Raw genomic sequence first — 21,429 nt, forward strand, 5'->3', positions numbered from 1 at the left:
GCTCTGCTCGTCGCGGCAGGACTGGGCGTGGTGTGCTGGGCGCTTGGCGAGGCGGACGGCCGAAGAGCCGGACGTGCTCGCCGACCAGCCAGTCCTTCAGCGACGCCCACTCCGGGTGGTGGTTGAGCACCAGGAGCCGGTGCATCCACCAGTTCGGGTCGTCGTGGCGCGGGAACGCCGCGAGCCACGCGGCCCGCTCGTCCTCCGGCAGGCCCCACAGGTGCGCGAGCTGGCCCTGGGCGTCGGTGTCGAGCGACGCGGTGATCTTGCCGCCCTCGGTGTGCCATTCGGCGCGCAGTTCGCGCAGCACGGCGAGAGCGCGTTCGTCGCCTTCGTCAGCGGTGACGACGACTGTGTGGAGGCCCTGCGCCGCGGCTTCGGCGAGCAGGGCTCTGGTGGACGTTTCGTCGTGCGGCAGTGCGCTGTGAGCGACCCCGACTTCATGCGGCACGAGCTCCATGACACCGAATCTGATCACATCGACAACTAGTTCGGAGAATTTTATTGCTTCAGTGTTGACTGAAGAGTCACCTTCCCGCGGTTGCCGGGGCCGGTTGCGCGATCGTTGTTGTACGACGGGCCGAGATCGACACCACACAACGTTTTCGCACTACAAATGGCGTCGAGAGGAACGGTGAGGGTGTTGTTCAGCAAAGGGGCCTCGGGTCGACGCCGGGGAAGTAGTGCTCCCAGTGCCGATTGGACAGGTGCGCCGTCGTAGTGGCGCACACGCGGGCCGCGGTCGCCTCGACGTCGATGTCCCAGACGCGGACGGTGCGGTCCGCGCCGGTCGTCACCAGGGTGCGGTTGTCCGGTGCGAAGGCCAGGCCCCACACCCGTTCCGCATGCCCGTGCAGCGATGCTCGCAACTGGGGGTTGCGAGCATCGCGCACGTCCCACACGCGGACCATGTCGTCGGTCGTGCCGGCCGCGATGAGGGTGCCGTCGGGGGAGAAGGCGAGGCGTTGCAGCGGCCCGCCGTCGTTCGGCAGCGAGCCGAGCTTGCGGGGCTGGGCGGGGTCGCTGATGTCGTAGAACGCGCCGCTGCTGCTCATGTTCGCGAACGCCATTACGGTGCCGTGGATGACGACGGTCATGACCTCCTCGCGCCCGGCCTGGCCGCCACGGCGGATGGGGTCGGGGTTGTCGTCGGTGCGCAACGGCGGGTAGGCGCGGGGAGCGGACGGGGTGCTGACGTCCCACAGCTGCAGCTCGCGGGTTCCGTTGGCGATGACGAGCGTGCGGTCGTCCTGCGAGAACTCGACCTGCCAGACCGTGTCGGCCTTGGGCACCGCGAAGCTGCCGGTCTTGACCGGGCCGGCGGGGTCGGTGACGTCCCAGAGGCCCACCACGCCGTCGTCCTGGGCCACGGCGAGCATCTTGCCGTCGTGGCTGAAGCTCGCGGCGACGAGCGGGGTGCCGGTGATCGCCTTGCTGAGCACGCGCGGGTGGGCGGGGTCGCTGACGTCCCAGAGGGCGCTGGTCTTGTAGGTGGAGCCGAACACGATCTTGCCGCCGGGATGGATGTCGACGGTGGCCCCCTCGTCGCCCTGCTCAGCCCTGGGCAGGGCTCCGATCTGCTCGGCGTGCCGGTCCTCCGGGCGCCACAGCTTGATGCTGCCGTCGGAGGAGACGGTCGCGAAGAACCGGCCGTTCTGGTCGTAGTCGAGCTTCCACACGGTCAGCTGGTGGCGCGGGTAGTTGAGGTTGGTCAGGTCGAGCACGCGGATCTCGGCGTCGGTCGTGGCGGTGACCATGTGCCGTGAGTCGGCGCTGAAGGCGACCGACCAGAGCGTGTCGGTGTGGCCCGTCAGCGCGCCGGCCAGCCGGACGTCGCGCGGGTCGGTGACGTCCCAGACGCGGGTGGTCTTGTCGCCGCCGCCGGTGGCCATGAACCTGCCGTCGGGGGAGAAGGCCAGGGAGTGGTCGTGGAAGGTGTGCTCGGCGGCGCGGCCGAGCGGTACCGGGTTGCGAGGGTCCTTGGCGTCCCACAGCCGCGCTTCGTCGGTGTCGGTGTTGGCGGCGAGGACGTCGTTGGGGGAGAAGGCGACGGCGTAGGTGGTGAACTTGGTGGCGGACACGGGGATCGTGGCCAGGTGCTCGCCGGTCGCGAGGTTCCAGAGCTTGACAGTGCCGTCCCAGCCCGCGGACGCGATGGTCGTACCGGTGCGGTTGACCGCGACGGCGTGGACGAGCTCGTCGTGGGCCTGGATGGTGCGCGCGAGGGCCGGGGGACCGGTGACGTCCCAGACGCGGACCGTCTTGTCCTCGCCGCTGCTGACGAGCGTGCGGCCGTCCGGGGTGAACTGCACGGCCTGAACCTGGCCGACGTGGCCGGTGACGCGGGCCTTCTCGAAGGGTTTGCGCGGGTCGGTGACGTCGAACAGGCGGATGAGGCCGTCCCAGCCCGCGGTGGCGATGGTTTTGCTGTCCGGGCTGAACGCCATGCCGTGGGTGGCGTCGTCGCCGGCGTGCACGCGGCTGAGCTCGGTGGGGTGGAAGGGGTCGCCGAAGTCCCAGATGATCAGCTTCTTGTCGTCCGCGGCGGACGCCATGAGCTTGTTGTCGGGGCTGAACAACGCGAACGAGGCGGCTTCGTCGTGGCCGGGGACGACGGTGACCTGGGGTGCGGCGAAGGTGCTGAGCAGGCTGTCGCGGGCGGCGGGCAGTCCGGTGAGGCGGTAGGCGGCGAGGCGGAGCTGGCTCGCGAGGCCGGGGTCGCGGTCCTGCAGCCCGTTGGCCTCGGCGATGGCTTTCTGGGCGAGGGCGTTGGTGCGTTGCTCGGTCGTCTGTTGCTGCGCGCGCACGGCGAACACAGTGGCGGTGGTGGCCACGAGCAGCAGCGCGGCGAGAAGGGCGACGACGCGGCGCAGCGTGGTGGTGCGGCGTTTCTCGGTGGCGAGGTCCTGCTGGGCGGCGGCCTTGCTCGCGTCGAGGAACGCCTGCTCGGCGGCGTTGAGGGCGCTGGGTTCCCTGGCGGCCCAGCCGGTGGCCTGGGCGAGCGGGACGCCCCGGTGCAGCGAGCCGGGGTCGCGGTCGTGCGCTTCCCAGTCGGCGGCCGCCGCGGTGAGCCTGCGGTGCACGCGCATGTCCTCGCGTGCCTCGGCGAGCCAGTCCTTCAGGCGAGGCCAGCTGCGGATGACGGCTTCGTGGCTGATCTCGACGCTGTCGTCGTCGACGGTGAGGATGCGCGCGTTGGCGAGGTGTTCGACGACCTCGTCCGCCGCGAGCTCTTCTCTCTTGACGCGCCGCTTGGTGTCCTCGGTGCCGTCGCCGGGGTTGACCAGGCGCAGGAACACTTGGCGTGCTTGGACTTGCTGCTGTTCGTCGAGTCCGATGTAGGCGTTCTCGGCGGTGTTGGCGATGGCACGGGCGATGCCGCCGCTCTCGTGGTAGCTGGAGAGCGTGAGGGTGTTGCCGCGTTTTCGTTGCCACGTCTCGAGAAGCGCGTGGCTGACGTGGGGCAGCACGCCGGGTTCGCCGGTGGCGTCCGCGATGAGCCTCGCCACGAGGCCGGTTTCGAGCGCGCAGCCGACCTCGACGGCGGGCTGGGTGATGGCGCGGCGCAGCTCGTCGGTGGTCATGGGGCCGACCAGGACCTGGGCGTCCTCGACGGCGCTGACGAGATCGGGGTAGCGGGCGCAGTGGCCGTAGAAGTCGGCGCGCATGCCGATGACGGTCTTGTGCGTGCGGCTGGTGAGTCCGGCGATGAACTCGTCGCGGTGGGGGAGGGCGAAGATCTCCTCGAACTGGTCGACGACGAGCAGTTCCTCGGTCCGGGGGAGTGTGTCGTGGGTGCCCGGAGTGATCAACTCGCCTTGGTGCTGGGCGAGGAGACCGGCCCGCAGCAGCGAGGACTTGCCTGATCCGGACGCGCCGAGGACCAGCACGGTGTCGTGGTGCTCCAGCTTGGTGATGAGCTTGCCCAGGAGGCGTTCCCGGCCGAAGAAGCGGTCGGCGTCCTGCTCGGTGAAGGCCTTGAGCCCGACGTAGGGGGAGTCGGGCTTGGGTTCCTCGCCGTCCTGTTCGCCGATCTCCCGCCAGCGCTGTTCCCAGACGTCCTCGTCGCCTCCGCAGGCGCGGACGAACGCCAGCGTCACGGCGAGGGAGGGGAGTCGCTGGCCGCGGGCGGCGTCGGCGAGGGTGCTGGCGGAGTAGTGGCTGAGCCTGCCGAGCTCGCGGTAGCCGGGGGAGCCGGCCTTCTCGCGGAGCTGGCGGAGGTCGTGGGCGAACTGCTGGACAGGCCCGGCGAACGGGTCGAGAGGTCGTTCCGGGCGAGGCATGACGCGGATTCTTCCATCCGTGTTCGGCTCGTCATGCTCTATTACTTCAGTGTTGACTGAAATGAACCATTACTCTCAGCTCGCCTTCACTTCGCAAAGACAACACCTCAAGCTCCACGACGAGAAGGGCCAGCGCTCGGCCGGCGTCATGCCTGTTCGGGGTGAGGAGGCGCTACGCCGGCTCAGGTGGCTCTGGCGTGTGCGGAACGCGGGCGCGCTGCCGTCGGTGGGCGTGCGGACGCCGGAGCAGTTCGTGGACTGCCTTGGGTGAGGTGGATCTGCCGCCGGAATCGGTCGCGCGCCTTGCGGCGGCGGCCCCGTTCGTGCGGGGCTTTCCGGCGGACTTCAGCGTTCGGGCCGGGCGTTGTCGTCAGGTGATCAGGCCTGGCAACAGCGCGGGCTGGCGCTTGCGGCGCAGCCAGACTTTGCGGGAGCCGTCGCCGTAGAGCAGCGTGCGGGACAGTTCCCAGCCCGCGAACTCGGCGTGGATGGCCAGCTGCGTGGTCGCGGTGCGGCGGGAGATGCCGGGCGGCAGACGCAGCGGCCGGTACTCCCAGTCCCCGTCGATCACCCCTTCGTTCATGGCGAGATCACCTGTATCCCTCCGTTGTCGCCGGACGTGACCGTGACGCGTCCGGATTCCTGGTCGACGCTGACGGTGTTGGGCTGACGCACGGTGGGGAACCGGTACTTCTCGGCCGGTTCGCCGCCGGCGACGTTGAGGCCGACGACCTCGTTGCGCTCGGTGAGGGTGATCCACGCGATGTCGCGCTTGGCGTCGTAGGCGATGCTGTAGGGGCTGCCGGGGACGGGGTAGCGCTGGCGCATGATCAGGGGGTTGATGCTGAACGCGATGAACTCGCCGCCGCGGGTGTCGACGACGAGCAGCCGGCCGTAGCGGTCAGCGACGGCGTTGGTAGCGCCATCGCCCGCCCTCAGGCCTGCTCCTCGCGTTTCGGCGCCCTTGTCGTCCTTGGTCATCTCGAACACCGCGCTGCGCAGCCGGTCGAGCTCGACGTCCGTGCCGTTGACCTGGAACTTCAGCGTGGTGCCGCCGTCTTTGAACTCGCCGCCGGGCGTGATGGTGCCGGGTGGCGTGGCGTTCTGGGCGGGGGAGTGGGCCGGGGTGGCGGCTTCGAGCGTCTCCGCCACTTGCAGCGGATCCTGGGACTTGTCGCTCTGCCCGCACGCGGTCAGCGTTGCGGTGGTCAAGAGCAGTGCGGCGAGCCGGCGCAAGATCGGGTCCTCCTGAGGTACGTCGTGGTCTTCCAGCATCCACGACGTTCGGGCGGAGGTCACGCAAGGGGTGGGGTGAAACCCCGTTTGGCCGTGTCGTGCAGTTATCTCTATTGCTTCAGTGCAGCCTAAAACCAACACCCACCGGTCAAGGCATCGGACGTTCGGGGTACGACAGCTCAATCGCACTGACGTCATCGAGGGCAGCCCGGATCGCGGGAGGCAACGTCAGCTGCTCGGCTTCCAGCGAGGCGATCAGCTGGTTCGTGTCGCGGGCGCCCACGACGGGGGCCACGACGCCGGACCGGTCCCGCACCCAGGCCAGTGCGACGCAGAGCGCCGAGGTCCCGAGCCCGTCGGCGGCGGTGGCGACGGCTTGTACGATCCGCGCGGCTCGCTCGTTGCGGTGCTGCTCGACATAGCCCGCGAAGTGCGCGGATGCGCCGCGTGAGTCCGGCGGGGTGCCGTTGCGGTATTTCCCGGTGAGCACGCCGCGTCCGAGAGGCGCCCACGGGAGCAGTCCGAGCCCGTGGTGCAGCGCCGCCGGTGCGACCTCGCGCTCGATCCCGCGTTCGAGCAGGGAGTACTCGACCTGGGTGGAGATGAGGGGGAACGTCGATGGCGTCATGACTGCGGTCGCGAGCTGCCATCCGCTGTAGTTCGACACGCCGACGTAGCGGACCTTTCCCGAGGTCACGGCGTGGTCCAGTGCGGACAGCGACTCCTCGATGGGGACGCCTGCGTCCCAGGCGTGGAGCTGCCAGAGGTCGATGTGGTCGACGCCGATGCGCCGCAGTGATCCGTCCAGTGCGTTCAGCAACGCTCCGCGGGAGGCTCCTCCGCCGAACGGTCCCTCGGTACGACGTGCGACGGCTTTGGTGGCGATGACCAGCTCATCGCGCGGGACGACCTCGCCCAGCAGGCCGCCGAGGATGCGTTCGGACTCGCCTTCGACGTAGACGTCGGCGGTGTCGACGAGGGTGCCGCCGGCGTCGGCGAAGGCCATGAGCTGGGTGGCTGCCTCGTCCGCGTCGGTGTCGCGGCCCCACGTCATCGTGCCCAGTGCCGTTCTGGACACGCGGAGGCCGCTGCGGCCGAGGTATCGCTGTTCCACGTGCGCGATGCTAAGGGGTGATCATCGGCTGAGCCTGGCAATCGGTGTTACTGACCGGTAGGGTCTCGCCCGTGAAGCTCGGATTGAACCTCGGATACTGGGGCGCCGGCAACGACGCCGCGAACCTGGAGCTGGCCAAAGAGGCCGACCGGCTCGGCTTTTCGGTGGTGTGGGCCGCGGAGGCCTACGGCTCCGACGCGCCTACGGTGCTCTCGTGGGTGGCCGCGCAGACCGAACGCATCGACGTCGGCAGCGCGATCTTCCAGATTCCGGCGCGCACGCCAGCGATGGCGGCGATGACCGCGGCGACGCTGGACACGCTGTCGGGTGGCCGGTTCCGGATGGGTCTCGGCGTGTCGGGTCCGCAGGTGTCGGAGGGCTGGCACGGTGTGCGGTTCGACAAGCCGCTGGCGCGCACGCGTGAGTACGTGGAGATCGTGCGCAAGGCTCTCTCTCGGGAGAAGCTGCGGTACGAGGGTGAGCACTACACGCTCCCGCTGCCGGACGGTCCTGGTAAGGCGCTGCAGCTGACGGTGCACCCGGTGCGCGACCAGATCCCGATCTACCTGGCTTCGGTCGGCCCGAAGAACCTGGAGCTCACGGGTGAGATCGCGGACGGCTGGCTGGCGATCTTCTTCTCGCCCGAGTTCTCCGGCGAGTCCCTGGCCAGCGTGAAGGCGGGCCGGGAGAAGGCCGGCAAGACGATGGACGGCTTCGACGTGGTGCCGACCGTGCCGTTGATCGTCGGTGACGACTGGAAGACGTGCGCGGACCCGGTTCGTGCGTACACCGCGCTGTATGTCGGCGGTATGGGTTCGCGTAAGCAGAACTTCTACAACAACCTGATGGTGCGCATGGGTTTCCCGGCTCAGGCCGAGGAGATCCAGGAGAAGTACCTGGCCCGCGACTACGCCGGTGCGATGGCGGCGATTCCGCTGGAGTTCCTGGACGCGACGTCGTTGCTGGGCCCGAAGGAGCGCATAGCAGACAAGATGAAGGCTCTCGCGGGCGCGGGGGTCACCACGCTGTCCATTTCGCCGATGCTGCAAGATCTGGAGCAGGGGATCGCGGGCCTTCGCACCGCGGCCGAGGCTTTGGATCTGGCGGGAGTGGGTAGTTGAGCTGGTTGCAGGCTCTGGTCCTCGGACTGGTCCAAGGACTGACGGAATTCCTGCCGATTTCCAGCAGTGCGCACCTGCGCATCACGTCGACGCTGTTCTTCGGCAACGACGCGGGCGCTTCGTTCACCGCGGTCATCCAGCTGGGTACCGAGGTGGCGGTGCTGATCTACTTCGCCAAGGACATCGGGCGGTTCATCGGCGCCTGGTTCCGCGGCTTGTTCAGCGCGGCCGCGCGCCAGGAGAAGGACTACCGGCTCGCCTGGTACGTGATCATCGGTTCGGTGCCGATCTCGGTTCTGGGCTATCTGCTGAAGGACGAGATCCGCACGTCGGCGCGGAACCTGTGGATCACCGCGACGATGCTGGTGGTGTTCGGTCTGCTGCTGGGTCTCGCGGACCACTTGGCGAAGCACGAGCGTGACGAGCTGCGGATGAAGGACGCGATCGGGATGGGGCTGGCGCAGGCGCTGGCGCTCATCCCGGGCGTGTCCCGTTCCGGTGGCACGTTGACGGCGGGTCTGTTCCTGGGTCTGACGCGGGAGGCGGCGGCGCGGTACTCGTTCCTGCTGGCGATTCCGGCGGTGTTCGGGGCGGGGTTGTTCTCGATTCCGGACGTGCTGGAGCGCTCGGGTGAGGGTGTGCAGGCGTCGGTGCCGCAGATGATCGTGGCGACGATCATCGCGTTCGTGGTGGGTTACGCGACGATCGCGTGGTTGTTGAAGTACGTGTCGAAGCATTCCTACTCGGCGTTCGTGTGGTACCGGTTGATGCTGGGCCTCGTGCTGATGGGGCTGCTGTCGATGGGGTTGCTGCAGCCGATCTAAGGTGGTTGCCGTGGCCACGGTGATTCTGCTTCGACATGCTCGTTCCACCGCCAACGGTTCCGGTGTGCTCGCCGGGCGATCGCTGGGCGTGGGGTTGGACGAACGCGGGCAGGCGCAGGCCACGGCGCTCGTCGGCCGGTTGAAGGACATTCCGGTCGCGGCGGTCGTGTCGTCTCCTCTGCAGCGCTGCGAGGAGACGCTGGCTCCTCTTTTGGCTGATCGTGCTCTGGAAGCCGTGGCGGAGCCGGACGTGTCCGAAGTGGACTACGGCGCGTGGACCGGCAAGGCGTTGAAGGACCTGTTCAACGAGCCTTTGTGGGCGGTGGTGCAGCAGCATCCGTCCGCCGCTGTTTTTCCCGAGGGCGAGGGGCTCGCGCACGTGCAGGCGCGCGCTGTCGCCGCTGTGCGCGCGCATGATGCCCGGATCACCGCCGAGCACGGGCCTGGTGCGGTGTGGGTGTTGTGCTCGCACGGTGATGTGATCAAGGCGGTGCTGGCGGACGCTCTGGGTGTACATCTGGACGGGTTCCAGCGGATCGTCGTCGACCCGTGTTCCATCTCCGTCGTGCAGTACACGCAGACACGGCCGTTCGTCTTGCGCGTCAACGACAACGGCGGGGACTTGGCCGGCGTGGTGCCTCAGGCACCGCCGCAGGAGGAGCCGTCGTCCGACGCTACCGTGGGCGGCGCGACCGGGAGCTGAGGTAGCGCTGCTCCGGCACGCTCAGCGTCAGCTTCGCGGCTTTCTCGTATTCCTGTTGGGCTTTGTCGTGTTCTCCTTGCAGGTCAAGGAGATGTGCCTTCACGGCGTGCACGCGGTAGTGGTCGAGGTCCAATGTGGACAGTTCGGCGAGTGCTTGTTGCGGTCCGTGGACCATCGCGACGGCCACGATGCGGTTCAGTGACACCATCGGGCCGGGCGCGGTGACCGTGAGCAGCTCGTAGAGGCCGAGAATCTCGTGCCAGTCGGTGTCTTCGGCGGTCTTCGCCTCTGAGTGCACGGCCGCGATCGCCGCCTGCAGCTGGTACGGGCCGATCTGGGCGGTGTTGAGGGCTTTCTGGATGAGTTCTGTGCCCTCGTTCATGGCTTCTCGGTCCCACTTGCTGCGGTCCTGCTCCGCGAGCGGGATCAGCGCGCCCTGGTCGTCGGTCCGGGCGGGGCGTCTGGCGTCGGTGAGCAGCATCAACGCGAGCAATCCGGTGAGCTCGCCGTCGTCGGGGCGCCTGCGGTGGAGTTGGCGGGTCAGCCGGATCGCTTCGGCGGTGAGGTCGACTCTCAGGAGGTCGTCGCCGGAGCTCGCGGTCGACCCTTCGGTGAAGATCAGGTACAGCACGTGCAGCACGGCCGTCAGGTCTTTGGGTGCGCGGAACTTCGCGCCCTTGATCTTCTGCTTCGCGCGGCTGATCCGTTGCGCCACAGTGGATTCCGGTACCAGGAACGCGCGCGCGATCTCCGCCGTGGTGAGGCCGCCGACCGCCCGGAGTGTGAGGGCGATCTGCGACGCCGTGGTCAGGCTTTCGTGGCAGCACAGCGCGAGGATGGTGAGCGTGTCGTCCTGCGCGGGCGCCGGATCCGCCGGGGGAGGGGTGAGCGCGACGACCTTCTCCTCGCGCTGCCGCCGTGCCACCTCGGACCGGTACTGCTCGATCCACCGCCTCCTGGCCGCTGTGATGAGCCAGCCCTTGGGGTTGTCCGGGATCCCCTGCTCCGGCCACTGCTGAGCGGCGCCGAGCAGGGCTTCCTGGACGGCGTCCTCGCAGACGTCGAACTGGCCGTGGCGTCTGACCAGCACGCCGAGGACCTGCGGCGCCAGTTCGCGCAGCAGGCCCTCGATCTCGGCGGTGAGCCTCACATGTCGTCCAGCATCGACATGTCCCAGACGGGCCGGACCTCGATGCCGTCGTTGTGCGCGTCCGGCAGCGTGGCGGCGTGGGCGATGACCTGGTCGATCGTGTCGGCCTCGACCAGGTAGAAGCCGGCGAGGTACTCCTTGGCCTCGGCGAACGGCCCGTCGGTGACCACGACCTCACCGTTCTTGATGCTCACGCCCTTGCCGGTCTCGGGGCCGGGCAGGCCTTCGCTGACGATGAGCTCGCCGGACGCGCGCAGCTTGTCGCTGAGGTCGTAGTGGTCCTGGCCGAACTTCATCTGCTGTTCTTCGGTCAGCTTCTCCCACGCGGCGCGCGACTTCGGGTTGCTGTAGATGAGGATCAGGTACTTCATTTGAGGCCTCCGCTCCGGGCTTGCGAAAAATCTTCTCACCGCCATGTCGAGACCGCGGGCCGTGCTTCGACATCGGTGTGTCAGCCCACTTCGCACGGAGGTTTCCGAGATGACTCACACGCTGGTGCAGGACGAGATCCTCGCTTTGTTCACCTCGCTGGTGGAAGGCATGCGCGACCGCTCGCCCGCTCAGGTCGTGGCCCGGTACGCCGACGACGCGGTGACGTGCACGCTGGCCCCGCCGCTGCGCAACACCGGCCTGGACGCCCGCGACCCGGACGCTCTCGCGGGGTGGATGGCGGGGTTCGACGGCCCGATCACGATCGAGCACCGCGACCTGTCGGTGGACGTGTCCGGTGACCTGGCGTTCGTGCACGGTCTGCAGCTTCTGGCGGCCGTGCCGGTCGGTTACCCGGAGGGGTTCTCGATGTGGACGCGGATCACGGTGGGCCTGCGGCGCCGGGCGGGGCGGTGGCTGATCACGCACGAGCACCAGTCCGTGCCGTTCTACATGGACGGGTCGTTCCTCGCGGCCACCGACCTGGAGCCCTGATCGGGTACCCAGGTGACGGAGTTGACGATGTCGCAGACGAGCTCCACCTCGAACCGGCCCGCCGCGCCGCATCCCGCGCACGGCAGGCCGGTGCCGCGGATGACGACGTGGGGCTCGCCTTTCGAGCCGGTGACCCAGGTGCCGACGTCGAGCCAGTCACCGATCTCGGCGTAGGCGACGCCGTCCCCGCCCCAGCTGATCAGCACGTCGTGGTCGGCGGTGTGGCCGCAGCGCGGGCAGGTCAGGTCGCGGACCATGACGGTGGTGCGGATCCCCATGGCGGGCTATGAAAGCACACGGGGTCTTAGCCGGACGGATTGTTTTTGGCGGCAACGGACCTGGCGCCCTGAGCGGTCGGCTCGCGGCCCGGCGGGTAGTCGTCCAGTACGACGAAGCTGCCGGACCGCGAGAGGTCGAATCGGCCGTTGTTCCAGGTGACGAGAGTGATCACGTCATCTTCGATGTACACCTCGAACCAGTCCGGGCCCATGTTGTCCAGGTGGTACGGGCCACCGCAGCCCGAGCAGGCGTCCCCCACGGCGCTCACGACGACAAGGTGGTGTCCTCGCTCGCCGTAGAGGAGGTGTTCGGTCTCAATGGTGTCGCCGACCTCGAAGCGCTCACACTGGCAGGCGCCGAACTTGAACTGGACGTAGTAGTCGTCGCGGTGACCGCAGACAGGGCATTCGAGGTCGCGGGCGTACACGTCGCTGAAGCTCCCCATGGCGCAGAGCCTAGGTCGCCGTGAGGAACGCTGGGCGCTCCCGCAGAACGATGAAGTCGCTGGTGGGGCTGGGAACGCCATCGCGTTGGTAGTCGTGCAGGCCGTCGTGCCACCTGATGTGGATGATGACGTCGTTCTCGATGTAGACGTCGAACTCGCTGGTGTCGACCTCGGCGGGGTCGTGAGGGCCGTCGCAGCCGCGGCAGGGCCGGTCGTACCCGGATGTCACGACGAGATGATGACCTTGCTCGCCGTAGTCGTAGCTTCCCCACCGCAGGGCGTCGCCGATCTCGAACTCGTCCAGGTCGCAGCCGCCGAACTTGATCTGGACGTCGTAGTCGTCCTTGTGGTGGCAGCGCGGGCATTCGAGGTCGCGCGCCCACACAGTGCTGAACATCCCCATGAGGAGATTGTGCGTTGCCGCGCAAAAGAAATATGCCGGGGCCCGGACCGTGCAGGGGGTGCGGTCCGGGCCCCGGCGTTCGTGGCGGGTCCTTACTTGACGTTCACCGCGGCCCAGGCCCGGTTGACCGCCGCGTACTCGGGCGACGAGGCGCCGTAGAGGTCGGCCGCGGCGGCGAGGGTGCCGGTGCGGGCGGCGGCGTACTTGGTGCTGGAGGTGAACTTGGTGGTCAGCGCGCGGTACCAGATCTTCTCGGCCTTGGCGCGGGTGATGCCGGTGACGGGCTGGCCGTCGCTGGTGGGGGAGTCGTAGGCGACGCCGTTGATGGTCTTCTTGCCGCTGCCTTCGGACAGCAGGTAGAAGAAGTGGTTGGCGATGCCGGACGAGTAGTGCACGTCGACGTTGCCCGCGGTGGAGGACCAGTAGTCGAGGCTGCGGCCGTCCTTGGAGGGCTTGTCCATGTAGCGCAACGGCTTGCCGTCGCCGCGGATGTCGATCTTCTCGCCGATGAGGTAGTCGCCGACGTCGGAGGCGTTGGCGGCGTAGAACTCCGTGGTGGAGCCGAAGATGTCGCTGGTGGCCTCGTTGAGGCCGCCGGACTCACCGGAGTAGACCAGGCCCGCGGTCGCGGACGTGACGCCGTGGGACATCTCGTGTGCCGCGACGTCGAGCGAGGTCAGCGGCTTCTGGTTGTTCGCGCCGTCGCCGTAGGTCATGCAGAAGCACGAGTCGTTCCAGAAGGCGTTGCTGTAGTTGTTGCCGTAGTGGACCTTGCTCAGCGCGCCCACACCGTTGTTCTTGATGCCGTTGCGGCCGTGGACGTTCTTGTAGTAGTCCCAGGTCTTCGCGGCGCCGAACGCGGCGTCGACGCCCGCGGTGGCCTTGTCGGTGTAGGTGCCGTTGCCCCACTTGTTGTCGGCGTCGGTGAACAACGTGCCGTTGCCGGAGGTGTTGTTGAGGTTGTTGACCGCCTGGTTGCCGCGCGCCGGGTCCTTGAGCTGGAAGGTGCTGCCCGACTGGGTCGTGTTCAGCGAGACCGTGCCGCTGAAGGTGGACTGGCCGGTGCCCTCGGCGTTGTGGATGTCGTCGTAGGACAGCAGCGTCTCACCGGTCTTGGCGTCGGTGAACGTGTGCACGGCGCTCGGCGTCTGGTCTTCCTTGACGCTGTGCTTGATCGTCTCCCACGCCAGCACGGGCGCGTGGTCCAGGGCGAACACGACGAGCGTCGAGTCGGCCTGGGCCGTGAGGGGCGCGGTGGTGTCGAGGCCGGCGAGGGAGGCCTCGGTCGCCTTCACGACGCTGGTGAGCTGGCCGGCCTTCTGGGCGACGACGATGTCGCCGCCGATGACCTTGAGGCCGTTGACCTTGCGGTCGAACCGGAAGTGGCTGGTGCCGTCGGCGTCGCGCACGACGTCCTTCGGGACGAGCTGCTCCCCGCCGGACAGGCCGAGTGCGGTGGAGATCGTCCCCGCCTGCTCGGCCGCCGAGAACAGCGGGTTCACGGCCTGTTGTGGCGCCGCGTTGGCTCCCATCGTGCCCGTGGCGGCGAGTGCCGCCGCGGACATCAGGGCGGTGGTGATGCCCAGGGTTTTGCGCTTCATGGAACGCTCCTTGTTCCGGTGCAGGGAGTGATCGCTCCGGCGTTACAGGGGTGCCGGGTCGAACACCGTGGAACAGCCCGGCCGTCGTCGATGACCGGGCGTGGTGATCGTATTGCTCTCAGTGCATGCGACCAGCCACTCCCAGAATGCGAGATTGCTTCACGAATTGAGCAGCTGCGCTGGTCAGGAGATCGGCTTTTGTCCGAATGGTGGAACAAAAGAGCAGCTCAACCGGCGTGGAAACACGACGGAAACTTTCCGTGCCGGACGTTCTTCCGGCCTAGTGCGTTGCTCTTTTTGGTGCAGCCCTACCGGAGGGGATCTTGTTTAGAGTTAAACGCGCAAACTGAGACCTGGGTCACAAATCTAGAGGCCCAGACGGGTAACGGCGTTGTCCTCGAGCGGGTTCGCGGTCCGGATGTAGCGGTGCACCGTCCGCGGATTGGTCCACCGGCCCTGCCGCATGATCTCCCGGTCACTGGCTCCGCCCAGCGCCGCCTGCGTCGCGAACCCCGCGCGCAGCGAATGCCCGCCGAACAGCTCCGGATCCAGCCCCGCCTTGAGGGCGTACCGCTTCACCAGCTCCGCCACCGCGCGCCCGGACATCGCCTTCTGCCCGATGCCGCCGTGCCGGTTGATCACCGGGAACAACGCGCCCTGGTAACGCGTCGGCTGGTAGCCGTGGCAGCGGTGCAGGCCGGTCTCGCTGATCTCCTTGTGCTGCAGCGTGTCCGCCCAGTCCGCGAACGCGCACACCGGACACGTCGGCCGCCGGCTGCCGCGGGGCAGCACCACCGACTGCTGATGCCTGCCCGTCTGATCGGTCTTCGTCGTCCCCAGCCGGATCAGCAGCAACGGCTCGTGCGTGCGCGGATCCACATCGACCGTGACGTCCTCGAACTCGATCCGCGCCAGCTCGCTCCTGCGCAGCGCGCCCGCGAACCCCACGAGCAACAGCAACGCGTCCCGTGCCCTGGCCGGGCCTTCCTGCGGGCGTTCGTGCAGCAGCGCTTCCAGCGTGTCGAGCAGCACCGGGCGTTTGCGCTTCGGCTGCTGCTTGCGCGTCCTGCGGATGCCCCGCAGCGTCAGCCGCACGACATCGCTGCGCGTCGGGCTCGGCAACCCGTTCGCCGCGTGCACCGCCGCGATCGCCGCCGACTTGCGCTCCAGCGTCGACGCCCCGAACGCCGGCGACCCGTCCGGCTTCACCGTGTCCGCCGCGGCCGCCAGGTACACCGCCACGTCGAGCGGATCCGCCGGCAACGCCTGACGCCCCTCCGCCTGGCACCAGCCCGCCCACGCGATCCAGTCCGACCGGTACGCGCGCACCGTGTTCGGCGACTGCGCACTGCGCAGATAGTTGCTGAGCGAGGCCGCCTGCTCGTCGTCGAACCGCTCGCGCACCCTCGCGAGCGCGTCGATGTCGATCAGCACCGAGTGCGACACCCGCACCAGCGCGTGCTGGACGGGTTCGGGCAGGCTCACACCCGCGATGGTAGTCCTCTGATCAACTCCGCCACCTCTCGCGGCGTGAACTCCAGCGCGTTGATTCCCACGCTCACCTCGAAGCTGCACCTGCCCGGATCCGGGTTCGACCGCGCGTACAGGAACAGCCTGATGCCGGTTTCCCGGCTCAGATTCTCCGCGGCCTGCCGCGCTTGTTGCTGGGACATCGGCAGATGCACGTGGAACAGGGGAGTCTGCGGGACGATCGGCGTGGTGTGCGCGAAGCCGTCCTCGTTGATCGCTCTGGCCAGGGCCTGCGCGTGGGCCTTGAACTCCCGCATCCGCGGCAGGTTCTCGTCCAAGCCCGTCAACGCGATCGCCGCCAACGGCCACGCGTCCACGATCGCCCCGCCCAGCCTGCGGCGCCACACCTCCGCGTGCCCGATCGTCTCGTCGTCACCCGCGAGCACCGCGCCCCGCACACCTTCGAGTCCTTTGTAGAGCGACACGTACACCGTGTCGAACAGACTCGCGAGCTCCGGAAGCGTTGCGTCGTAACCGGTCTGCGCCTCCCAGATCCGCGCACCGTCACAGTGCGCGGCCGCTCCTGCGCTTCTCGCCCACCTGGTCTGCTCGGTGAGGTCCTCCAGGCTCGGCAGCCGGCCGCCGATGTCGCGCTGCGGCAGCTCGATCACCACCGCGGCGAGCGGCTCCTTGACCGCTGTGAGGTCTTCGGTCGTGAGCAGTGCGTTGCGATCGCCCACCGGGTGGAACCGCAGCCCGTGCACCGCGCTGTAACCCTGGTTCTCCCACACGTGCAGATGCGACTGCGGATGCCCCGCGAACGCGTACCTGCCGCGACGCTCGGCATGCACCCGCAGCGCCACCTGCTGCGCCATCGTCCCGGACGGGAAGAACAACGCCCTCGGCTTGCCGAGCAGGCCCGCGACCCGCTCCTCCAGCTCCCGAACCGGCCCCTCGGCCGTGGTGTCCGGCGTCACGCGCTCGGCGAGCCTTCGCAGGACCTCGTGCGGCGAGCGGCGCGGACCGGCGTGGTTCGACAGGGAACGACGGATGTCCATGCCGCGAGCCTACTTGTTGCCAGTGATGTGCAATAGTCCCTTGGCGGGCGGACCTGATCGGGATCGCCGGGCTGCGGTGGTGGTCAGGCGGCCGCGCTCAGGCGCGCGTCCAGCTCCGCCTCGTCCGCCACGAACCACAGCTGCCGGCCGCGGTTCGACTCGTACACGAAGTCCCGCAACGCCGTGCTCGCCTCGACGTGGGCCGCGATGTCTCCGACGATCACGACCCGGAACCCGTACTGCTGCAGCTTCTGCACCACCGCGCCCGCGACCCTGGTGCGCAACACGAAGAAGTCCTCCGTCAACCGCGCGACCGGCAGCACCAGCCACTGCACGTCCTGTCCCCACAACGTGGCCATCAGGTCCACAGCGGACTGCTCGTCACCGATCGGAGGGCCGTCCGGCGCGCACATCAGGACCCTCGCGCCGTGGCGCGTCTGCACAACATCAGGCATAGCCCGGAACCTAGTGGCACGCAGCGCCCGCTGTCGCCACTGATTCCACCGAGCGCCGCCCTGCGTTTCATCGTCCGAACTTGACCCATCCGAACTTGCGCAACTTCAGCGCCCGGAATGTTTCGATCGCGGGGCCGATAGGTGACAGTATTAGTCCGTACATCGCTCCTCCGGTGATCGCCTCGGCAATCCCGACCGGGAGGGCAACGTAGCCGATCAAACTCGCGAACCTGGTCGCGGCCTCAAGTCGTTTCACCTGCTTGCCCGCTGACTTGATCTCTTCCTGGATGTCTTTGATGAGGGCAAGGTCGTTGTCCAAGTCGGGATGGAGGGACGACCAACGATCCACTGCCCTGCGCAGTGATCGCAGGTTGCGATCCTCACGCATTCGAAGGACGTCGTCGAAGGTCTTTGGTGCGGGTATCAGGCCTGATTCCTTCAGGTATACACGATAGACCCGCAACTTGTTCTCGGCTGTGAGATCGTTCGCCTGCTTCTTTGTTGCGGCGCGTTCCTTCACCTTCACCGTGCTCGGAATGAACAGCGTATTCCCGGAGGACTGTGCGATGTGGAGCATGTTTGCGAGCTCGAACAAGGAGCGCCAGAACGCATGGATCTCAAGGAATTCGCGATGTGAATCAGGCGCAACGTACGCCGACAGATCGAAATATTCCATGGGACTGACAGGTCTCAGCAGAATACTGTCGACTTCGTCGAATCGCTCAAGATGGTCGGGCAGGTACACGTGCGTGAACTCGTCTCCAGGGTACAGGCTCTCACTGATGCCGATACCCATCTTCGCGAAGAGGTCCATGCCGTCAGAGCTGACGTACTCCTCCTCGGGGCTGAACAGCCGCGGATTATGCCGCTTGTAAATCGATTTGTGCATCTCCACGTGCGCACCCCAGTAGTACTCGAAGATGGCGTCGATTCCATCCATGAGCGGGAACGTGAGATCGCAGAGCTGCTCGTAGTTGTGCTGAAGCTCGCTGCTGGCCTCAACTGCGTCGAGATATAGCGCACTTGGTGGCCTCGGGTTGAAATCCTCCAGTCGTTTCAGGCGGGATGAATACGGGTTGAACTCCAGGTTCCGACTGTTCGCAAAACACGCGCTGTAGAGTCGTGCAATCCGGTTCTTGATCGGATCGACCTCGTCGCGGTCAGTTATTTCCAGTAGGCCTTCCCGAATGAGGAATTCGGCGTCGATGTTCTCCGCGAGATACCACGGCACTGGCACGGTGGCGTGATCGAACAGAATCAGGGAAGCAAGGTGATCTCGGTACGCTTGGCGGGTAGCGGGCTTGCGAAAGTAGCCCTTAAGGCTTTCGGGAGAGAAGTTCTCGCTCTTTCCCTCACGCGTGAGGCCGGCCAGAAGCAGTTGAAGCTGGTGATACGAGAAAATCGTTCCTGGTTCTCTCATGCTGCCCTATTTCATGTCGGCCGCCACCTTCCTCACTTCACAATCGGTTGCGATGCTCCGCTGTTGCACGCCAAGAATGATCGTGATCGTTTCGTTACAACACTGTCGCTCGCTCTCGGAAAATGCCGAGCGGTGTGTGGCGCGGCTGGGTAGCGTCGGCGGCCATGCGTGATCTTGCCGCTTTGCCCAAGGCTCACCTGCACGTGCACTTGGAGAGCACGGTGCGCGCGGACACCGTCGCCGAACTCGCGGACCGCCACAGGGTGGACGTGCCGGCGCATACCGGGGCGTACGGCGGGTTCGGGCAGTTCGCGGCGCACAACGGGGCCGTGCGGGACTGCCTGCGGCGAGCCGAGGACTTCAGCCGGATCGCGTACGAGTTCTGCGCCGAGGAAGCAGCGCAGGGGACCCGGTACGCCGAGGTCACGTTCACCGCGGCTGCGCACGGGGAACGGCTTCGGGATCCGGACATGCCGCTCGAGGCGGTGTTGGCCGGGCTCGCCGCAGGACAGGCCGCCCACGGCATCGAGTGCCGTGTGATCGTGGACCACCCCAGGAAGCGGTCGGTCGCGAGGTTTCAGGAGTCGCTTCGGCTCGCGATCGCGCACCCGGAGGTCGTGGCGATCGGGATGGCGGGCGCGGAGGAGTTTCCGCTCACGCCGTTCGCCGCCGTGTTCCGGGACGCGCGAGAGGCCGGGATCGGGCTCGTGCACCACGCCGGGGAGTGCTGCGGAGCGCCGAGTGTCGCCGAGGCCGTGACCGTGGGGCTCGCTGACCGGATCGGGCACGGGTTCCGGGCGCTCGACGATCCGGACGTCGTCGCGCTGCTCAGAGACCGCGCCGTGCCGCTGGAGGTGTGTCCCTCGTCCAACGTCGTGCTGGGACTGGTCGAATCCGTCTCCTCTCATCCGTTGCCACTGCTCATGCGGGCCGGGCTGATCGTCACGCTCAGCACCGACATCCCGGCCTCGACCGGCACCACGCTGACCGGCGAGTACCGCTTGCTGCGCGACGAGCTCGGCTTCGACGACGACACGATCGCCGCCATCGCGACCAACGCCGTCGACGCCTCCTTCGCGCCGCAGGACACGAAGGCGTTGCTGCGTCAGGACATCGCCACCTGGCGCGCCGGCTCGTAACACACCAGGCCGTGCCGCGACGCGAGCAGCGCCACCAGGTCCAGCACCTGCTGCCGCCCCGGCCACACCACGTGCACGATCACCGCGTCCGAGCCCACCGTCAGCGCCTCGTTCCACGACACCGGAGACGCCGGATCGGGGGAGGTCTGCCGCAACTCGCGCACGAACGCCGCCACCTGCGGGTCGAACGCGCCCAGCGGCGAGGACCGCAGCTCGGCGTAGCGGGCCGCCGCCTCCGCCGACGACGCCGGGCCAGGAGCCCGCCACAGCACCACATCCACCGGCACGTCCATCACGCCACCTTCCCGAACAACGCACCCAACCGCGGCACCCGCGCCGAGATCTCCGCCGGATCCGCGAAGTCCCAGCGCTCACCCTCAGGCTCCGGCGACACCAGCAACTGCAAGCCACGCGAGTCCAGCACGGACTCCAGATCACCCTCGAACGCCTCGGCCGCCACGTAGTCGAGGCCCTCCCACGCCGGCCAGTCGTCATCCGCCCACGCGTGCACGCCACCACGCGACGCCAGGAACCGCACGTGCGGCAGATCGGCCAACGCGTCCGGCGACGCCGCGACCGACTCGAACACCGCCCGGCCCTGACCGACCAGCCACGCCTGGAAGTAGAAGAACCCGTCGTCCGAGCACAGGCCGCCGCAGATCACGTCCGCCGCCTGCCAGTGCCCCCACGTGTCCACCCGCCGCCGCACCTCGTCCAGCCGCAGCGCGAACTCCACAGCTCGCTCCGAAGAAGAGGAGCGCGCTGAGGAGGCAGGTGCCGGGGACAGCCGAGCCGAAGAAGACGGCGCACCCGACACCGCTACCTCCTGCACCGAGGAGGACCCTGAGGAGGCCGCGCTGGAGGCAGGTGTCGCCGGGGACGGCCGAGCCGAACAGGACGGCGCACCCGACACCACGGCCCCTTCCGCCGAGGACGCCGATGACGGGGCCGCTGCCGAGGACAGCGGCGGTCCGGCCTCCTCCGCAGAGGACAGAGCAGCGGCCAGCCACTCCAGCCGCCGGTCCTGGCCGGAGGTCTCGGCAGCCGACCTCTCGACCAGGGCCCAGAACGCGTTCAGGTCCATGCCGAGCACGCTAGCGAGGGGGTCTGACAATTTTCGGACGCCGCCGATCGCGCCTGGTCACGCCGCCTCCTCCAACCCCTGCGACAGCTCCCACAGCCGCGGCAGCCGCACCGCCGCCTCCAACGGCGAGTCCAGATCCCACACCGCACCCGTGAACGGGCCCGCGTCGGTCACCCGGACACACCCCAGCACCTTCAACGCGTTCTCCAACGACCGCCCGGTCGCCTCGAAGAACGCGTCGTGCGACACCCGGCCCAGCCCCTCCCACAACGGCCACGCGCTGTCCGGCCACGAGTCCGCGCCCACCGCCAGCAACGTCCGCACCGCCGGCACCTCGGCCAGCGCGTCCGGGACCGCCGCGACCTCGCGCAGCACCCCCCGGCCCAGCCCCACCACCCACGACTGGAACGCGAAGAATTGCTCCGCGGAACACAACCCGTCGCACAACACATAAGCCGCGTGCCAGTGTGAGAACGTGTTTACCCGGCCACGTGACGCACTTAACAACGTCTCGAAACCGAGAATCTCGGCAGGCGGCAGCACCGCCAGCCGCGACGTCAGCCACAGACGGCGTTCATGCTGGTCAGAAGTAGCGACTGCGGATCGGTCCACCAGGTCCCAGAAGACATCGAGGTCCATAACCGCAACGCTATCGGAGGGGTCTGACAATTCTCGGACGCCGCCGATCGGAGCATCCACTTCGCTATCGGTGAACAGGCG

General features: G+C 67.9%; 23 protein-coding genes and 1 pseudogene. 6 read left to right on the forward strand and 18 right to left on the reverse strand.

The window, feature by feature from the left end; translation table 11 throughout:
- Together ABZX92_RS05195 and ABZX92_RS05200 are read right to left on the reverse strand one after the other, a co-directional pair.
- Positions 1–460 (reverse strand): hypothetical protein (locus tag ABZX92_RS05195; RefSeq protein WP_355554266.1); only part of this gene is annotated, 460 nt, incomplete at its 3' end.
- 187 nt (positions 461–647) lie between these two features.
- Positions 648–4,283: a helix-turn-helix domain-containing protein gene (locus ABZX92_RS05200; RefSeq protein ID WP_355554268.1), complete on the reverse strand. Its 3,636-nt coding sequence runs from the start codon at positions 4,281–4,283 to the stop codon at positions 648–650.
- A gap of 61 nt (positions 4,284–4,344) precedes the next feature.
- Here ABZX92_RS05200 and ABZX92_RS05205 point away from each other — a divergent pair, with 61 nt between their 5' ends.
- Positions 4,345–4,554: a hypothetical protein gene (locus ABZX92_RS05205; protein WP_355554270.1), complete on the forward strand. Its 210-nt coding sequence runs from the start codon at positions 4,345–4,347 to the stop codon at positions 4,552–4,554.
- A 99-nt stretch (positions 4,555–4,653) separates the two neighbouring features.
- On the opposite strand, the gene ABZX92_RS05210 is transcribed toward ABZX92_RS05205, so the two are convergent.
- The 3 genes and pseudogenes from ABZX92_RS05210 to ABZX92_RS05220 all read right to left on the reverse strand — a co-directional run bounded on the left by ABZX92_RS05210 (position 4,654) and on the right by ABZX92_RS05220 (position 6,633).
- On the reverse strand, positions 4,654–4,866 hold the full coding sequence (locus ABZX92_RS05210; RefSeq protein ID WP_030465938.1) for a DUF5703 family protein: 213 nt from the start codon (positions 4,864–4,866) through the stop codon (positions 4,654–4,656).
- Positions 4,863–5,300: pseudogene (locus ABZX92_RS05215) on the reverse strand (hypothetical protein); the annotation flags it as partial. The gene ABZX92_RS05210 and the pseudogene ABZX92_RS05215, both read right to left, overlap by 4 nt.
- A 367-nt stretch (positions 5,301–5,667) precedes the next feature.
- On the reverse strand, positions 5,668–6,633 hold the full coding sequence (locus ABZX92_RS05220; protein ID WP_355554272.1) for an aldo/keto reductase: 966 nt from the start codon (positions 6,631–6,633) through the stop codon (positions 5,668–5,670).
- Between the two features lie 71 nt (positions 6,634–6,704).
- On the opposite strand from ABZX92_RS05220, the gene ABZX92_RS05225 reads away from it, so the two are divergent.
- The 3 genes from ABZX92_RS05225 to ABZX92_RS05235 are packed head-to-tail and all read left to right on the forward strand — an operon-like array spanning position 6,705 to position 9,281.
- Entirely contained in the window at positions 6,705–7,754 is a 1,050-nt protein-coding gene (locus ABZX92_RS05225) for an LLM class F420-dependent oxidoreductase (RefSeq protein WP_355554274.1), read from the forward strand.
- Complete coding sequence (locus ABZX92_RS05230) at positions 7,751–8,578, forward strand: undecaprenyl-diphosphate phosphatase (protein ID WP_355554276.1); 828 nt, start codon at positions 7,751–7,753, stop codon at positions 8,576–8,578. The genes ABZX92_RS05225 and ABZX92_RS05230 overlap by 4 nt, the downstream gene beginning before the upstream one ends.
- Positions 8,579–8,588: 10 nt before the next feature.
- A complete protein-coding gene (locus ABZX92_RS05235) occupies positions 8,589–9,281 on the forward strand; it encodes a histidine phosphatase family protein (RefSeq protein WP_045317081.1) in 693 nt (230 codons plus the stop codon).
- On the opposite strand, the gene ABZX92_RS05240 is transcribed toward ABZX92_RS05235, so the two are convergent.
- Both ABZX92_RS05240 and ABZX92_RS05245 read right to left on the reverse strand, forming a co-directional pair.
- Complete coding sequence (locus ABZX92_RS05240; protein ID WP_355554278.1) at positions 9,253–10,431, reverse strand: sigma-70 family RNA polymerase sigma factor; 1,179 nt, start codon at positions 10,429–10,431, stop codon at positions 9,253–9,255. The genes ABZX92_RS05235 and ABZX92_RS05240 overlap by 29 nt on opposite strands.
- The gene (locus tag ABZX92_RS05245) at positions 10,428–10,802 is read right to left on the reverse strand and encodes a YciI family protein (protein ID WP_355554280.1); all 375 of its coding nucleotides are present in this window, start codon (positions 10,800–10,802) and stop codon (positions 10,428–10,430) included. Before ABZX92_RS05245 ends, ABZX92_RS05240 begins: the two co-directional genes overlap by 4 nt.
- Before the next feature lie 109 nt (positions 10,803–10,911).
- Here ABZX92_RS05245 and ABZX92_RS05250 point away from each other — a divergent pair, with 109 nt between their 5' ends.
- The gene (locus ABZX92_RS05250; RefSeq protein ID WP_355554282.1) at positions 10,912–11,355 is read left to right on the forward strand and encodes a nuclear transport factor 2 family protein; all 444 of its coding nucleotides are present in this window, start codon (positions 10,912–10,914) and stop codon (positions 11,353–11,355) included.
- On the opposite strand, the gene ABZX92_RS05255 is transcribed toward ABZX92_RS05250, so the two are convergent.
- The 8 genes from ABZX92_RS05255 to ABZX92_RS05290 all read right to left on the reverse strand — a co-directional run bounded on the left by ABZX92_RS05255 (position 11,310) and on the right by ABZX92_RS05290 (position 18,486).
- The gene (locus ABZX92_RS05255; RefSeq protein ID WP_355554284.1) at positions 11,310–11,633 is read right to left on the reverse strand and encodes a hypothetical protein; all 324 of its coding nucleotides are present in this window, start codon (positions 11,631–11,633) and stop codon (positions 11,310–11,312) included. The genes ABZX92_RS05250 and ABZX92_RS05255 overlap by 46 nt on opposite strands.
- Positions 11,634–11,659: 26 nt before the next feature.
- Positions 11,660–12,079, reverse strand: coding sequence for a hypothetical protein (locus ABZX92_RS05260; protein ID WP_355554285.1), 420 nt, complete (start codon positions 12,077–12,079; stop codon positions 11,660–11,662).
- A gap of 10 nt (positions 12,080–12,089) precedes the next feature.
- Positions 12,090–12,482: a hypothetical protein gene (locus ABZX92_RS05265; RefSeq protein ID WP_355554287.1), complete on the reverse strand. Its 393-nt coding sequence runs from the start codon at positions 12,480–12,482 to the stop codon at positions 12,090–12,092.
- A 92-nt stretch (positions 12,483–12,574) separates the two neighbouring features.
- On the reverse strand, positions 12,575–14,083 hold the full coding sequence (locus ABZX92_RS05270) for a M4 family metallopeptidase (RefSeq protein WP_355554289.1): 1,509 nt from the start codon (positions 14,081–14,083) through the stop codon (positions 12,575–12,577).
- A 366-nt stretch (positions 14,084–14,449) separates the two neighbouring features.
- A complete protein-coding gene (locus ABZX92_RS05275; protein WP_355554291.1) occupies positions 14,450–15,568 on the reverse strand; it encodes a site-specific integrase in 1,119 nt (372 codons plus the stop codon).
- Positions 15,565–16,611: a beta-eliminating lyase-related protein gene (locus tag ABZX92_RS05280; protein ID WP_355554293.1), complete on the reverse strand. Its 1,047-nt coding sequence runs from the start codon at positions 16,609–16,611 to the stop codon at positions 15,565–15,567. The genes ABZX92_RS05275 and ABZX92_RS05280 overlap by 4 nt, the downstream gene beginning before the upstream one ends.
- Positions 16,612–16,694: 83 nt before the next feature.
- The gene (locus ABZX92_RS05285) at positions 16,695–17,066 is read right to left on the reverse strand and encodes a DUF4180 domain-containing protein (protein WP_355554295.1); all 372 of its coding nucleotides are present in this window, start codon (positions 17,064–17,066) and stop codon (positions 16,695–16,697) included.
- 67 nt (positions 17,067–17,133) lie between these two features.
- Positions 17,134–18,486 carry a hypothetical protein gene (locus tag ABZX92_RS05290; protein WP_355554297.1) on the reverse strand — a complete coding sequence of 451 codons (1,353 nt, stop codon included), beginning with the start codon at positions 18,484–18,486 and terminating at the stop codon, positions 17,134–17,136.
- A gap of 164 nt (positions 18,487–18,650) precedes the next feature.
- Between ABZX92_RS05290 and add the strand changes: the two genes are divergently transcribed.
- Positions 18,651–19,625, forward strand: coding sequence for an adenosine deaminase (gene add, locus ABZX92_RS05295; protein ID WP_355554299.1), 975 nt, complete (start codon positions 18,651–18,653; stop codon positions 19,623–19,625).
- On the opposite strand, the gene ABZX92_RS05300 is transcribed toward add, so the two are convergent.
- The 3 genes from ABZX92_RS05300 to ABZX92_RS05310 are packed head-to-tail and all read right to left on the reverse strand — an operon-like array spanning position 19,592 to position 21,348.
- Entirely contained in the window at positions 19,592–19,918 is a 327-nt protein-coding gene (locus ABZX92_RS05300) for a hypothetical protein (RefSeq protein WP_355554301.1), read from the reverse strand. The genes add and ABZX92_RS05300 overlap by 34 nt on opposite strands.
- A complete protein-coding gene (locus tag ABZX92_RS05305; protein ID WP_355554303.1) occupies positions 19,918–20,709 on the reverse strand; it encodes a DUF4240 domain-containing protein in 792 nt (263 codons plus the stop codon). The genes ABZX92_RS05300 and ABZX92_RS05305 overlap by 1 nt, the downstream gene beginning before the upstream one ends.
- A gap of 57 nt (positions 20,710–20,766) precedes the next feature.
- On the reverse strand, positions 20,767–21,348 hold the full coding sequence (locus ABZX92_RS05310) for a DUF4240 domain-containing protein (protein ID WP_355554305.1): 582 nt from the start codon (positions 21,346–21,348) through the stop codon (positions 20,767–20,769).
- Positions 21,349–21,429: the final 81 nt, after the last annotated feature.

Origin of the sequence: Lentzea sp. NPDC006480, assembly GCF_040611995.1 — a bacterium.
Lineage (GTDB): Bacteria > Actinomycetota > Actinomycetes > Mycobacteriales > Pseudonocardiaceae > Lentzea.

Bases quoted from the DNA above. Each gene is read 5' to 3' on its own strand.
- ABZX92_RS05200 (WP_355554268.1), bottom strand. From the start codon at position 4,283: ATGCCTCGCCCGGAACGACCTCTCGACCCGTTCGCCGGGCCTGTCCAG.
- ABZX92_RS05205 (WP_355554270.1), top strand. From the start codon at position 4,345: ATGAACCATTACTCTCAGCTCGCCTTCACTTCGCAAAGACAACACCTC.
- ABZX92_RS05210 (WP_030465938.1), bottom strand. From the start codon at position 4,866: ATGAACGAAGGGGTGATCGACGGGGACTGGGAGTACCGGCCGCTGCGT.
- ABZX92_RS05245 (WP_355554280.1), bottom strand. From the start codon at position 10,802: ATGAAGTACCTGATCCTCATCTACAGCAACCCGAAGTCGCGCGCCGCG.
- ABZX92_RS05250 (WP_355554282.1), top strand. From the start codon at position 10,912: ATGACTCACACGCTGGTGCAGGACGAGATCCTCGCTTTGTTCACCTCG.
- ABZX92_RS05255 (WP_355554284.1), bottom strand. From the start codon at position 11,633: ATGGGGATCCGCACCACCGTCATGGTCCGCGACCTGACCTGCCCGCGC.
- ABZX92_RS05260 (WP_355554285.1), bottom strand. From the start codon at position 12,079: ATGGGGAGCTTCAGCGACGTGTACGCCCGCGACCTCGAATGCCCTGTC.
- ABZX92_RS05265 (WP_355554287.1), bottom strand. From the start codon at position 12,482: ATGGGGATGTTCAGCACTGTGTGGGCGCGCGACCTCGAATGCCCGCGC.
- ABZX92_RS05270 (WP_355554289.1), bottom strand. From the start codon at position 14,083: ATGAAGCGCAAAACCCTGGGCATCACCACCGCCCTGATGTCCGCGGCG.
- ABZX92_RS05280 (WP_355554293.1), bottom strand. From the start codon at position 16,611: ATGGACATCCGTCGTTCCCTGTCGAACCACGCCGGTCCGCGCCGCTCG.
- ABZX92_RS05285 (WP_355554295.1), bottom strand. From the start codon at position 17,066: ATGCCTGATGTTGTGCAGACGCGCCACGGCGCGAGGGTCCTGATGTGC.
- ABZX92_RS05290 (WP_355554297.1), bottom strand. From the start codon at position 18,486: ATGAGAGAACCAGGAACGATTTTCTCGTATCACCAGCTTCAACTGCTT.
- add (WP_355554299.1), top strand. From the start codon at position 18,651: ATGCGTGATCTTGCCGCTTTGCCCAAGGCTCACCTGCACGTGCACTTG.
- ABZX92_RS05300 (WP_355554301.1), bottom strand. From the start codon at position 19,918: ATGGACGTGCCGGTGGATGTGGTGCTGTGGCGGGCTCCTGGCCCGGCG.
- ABZX92_RS05305 (WP_355554303.1), bottom strand. From the start codon at position 20,709: ATGGACCTGAACGCGTTCTGGGCCCTGGTCGAGAGGTCGGCTGCCGAG.
- ABZX92_RS05310 (WP_355554305.1), bottom strand. From the start codon at position 21,348: ATGGACCTCGATGTCTTCTGGGACCTGGTGGACCGATCCGCAGTCGCT.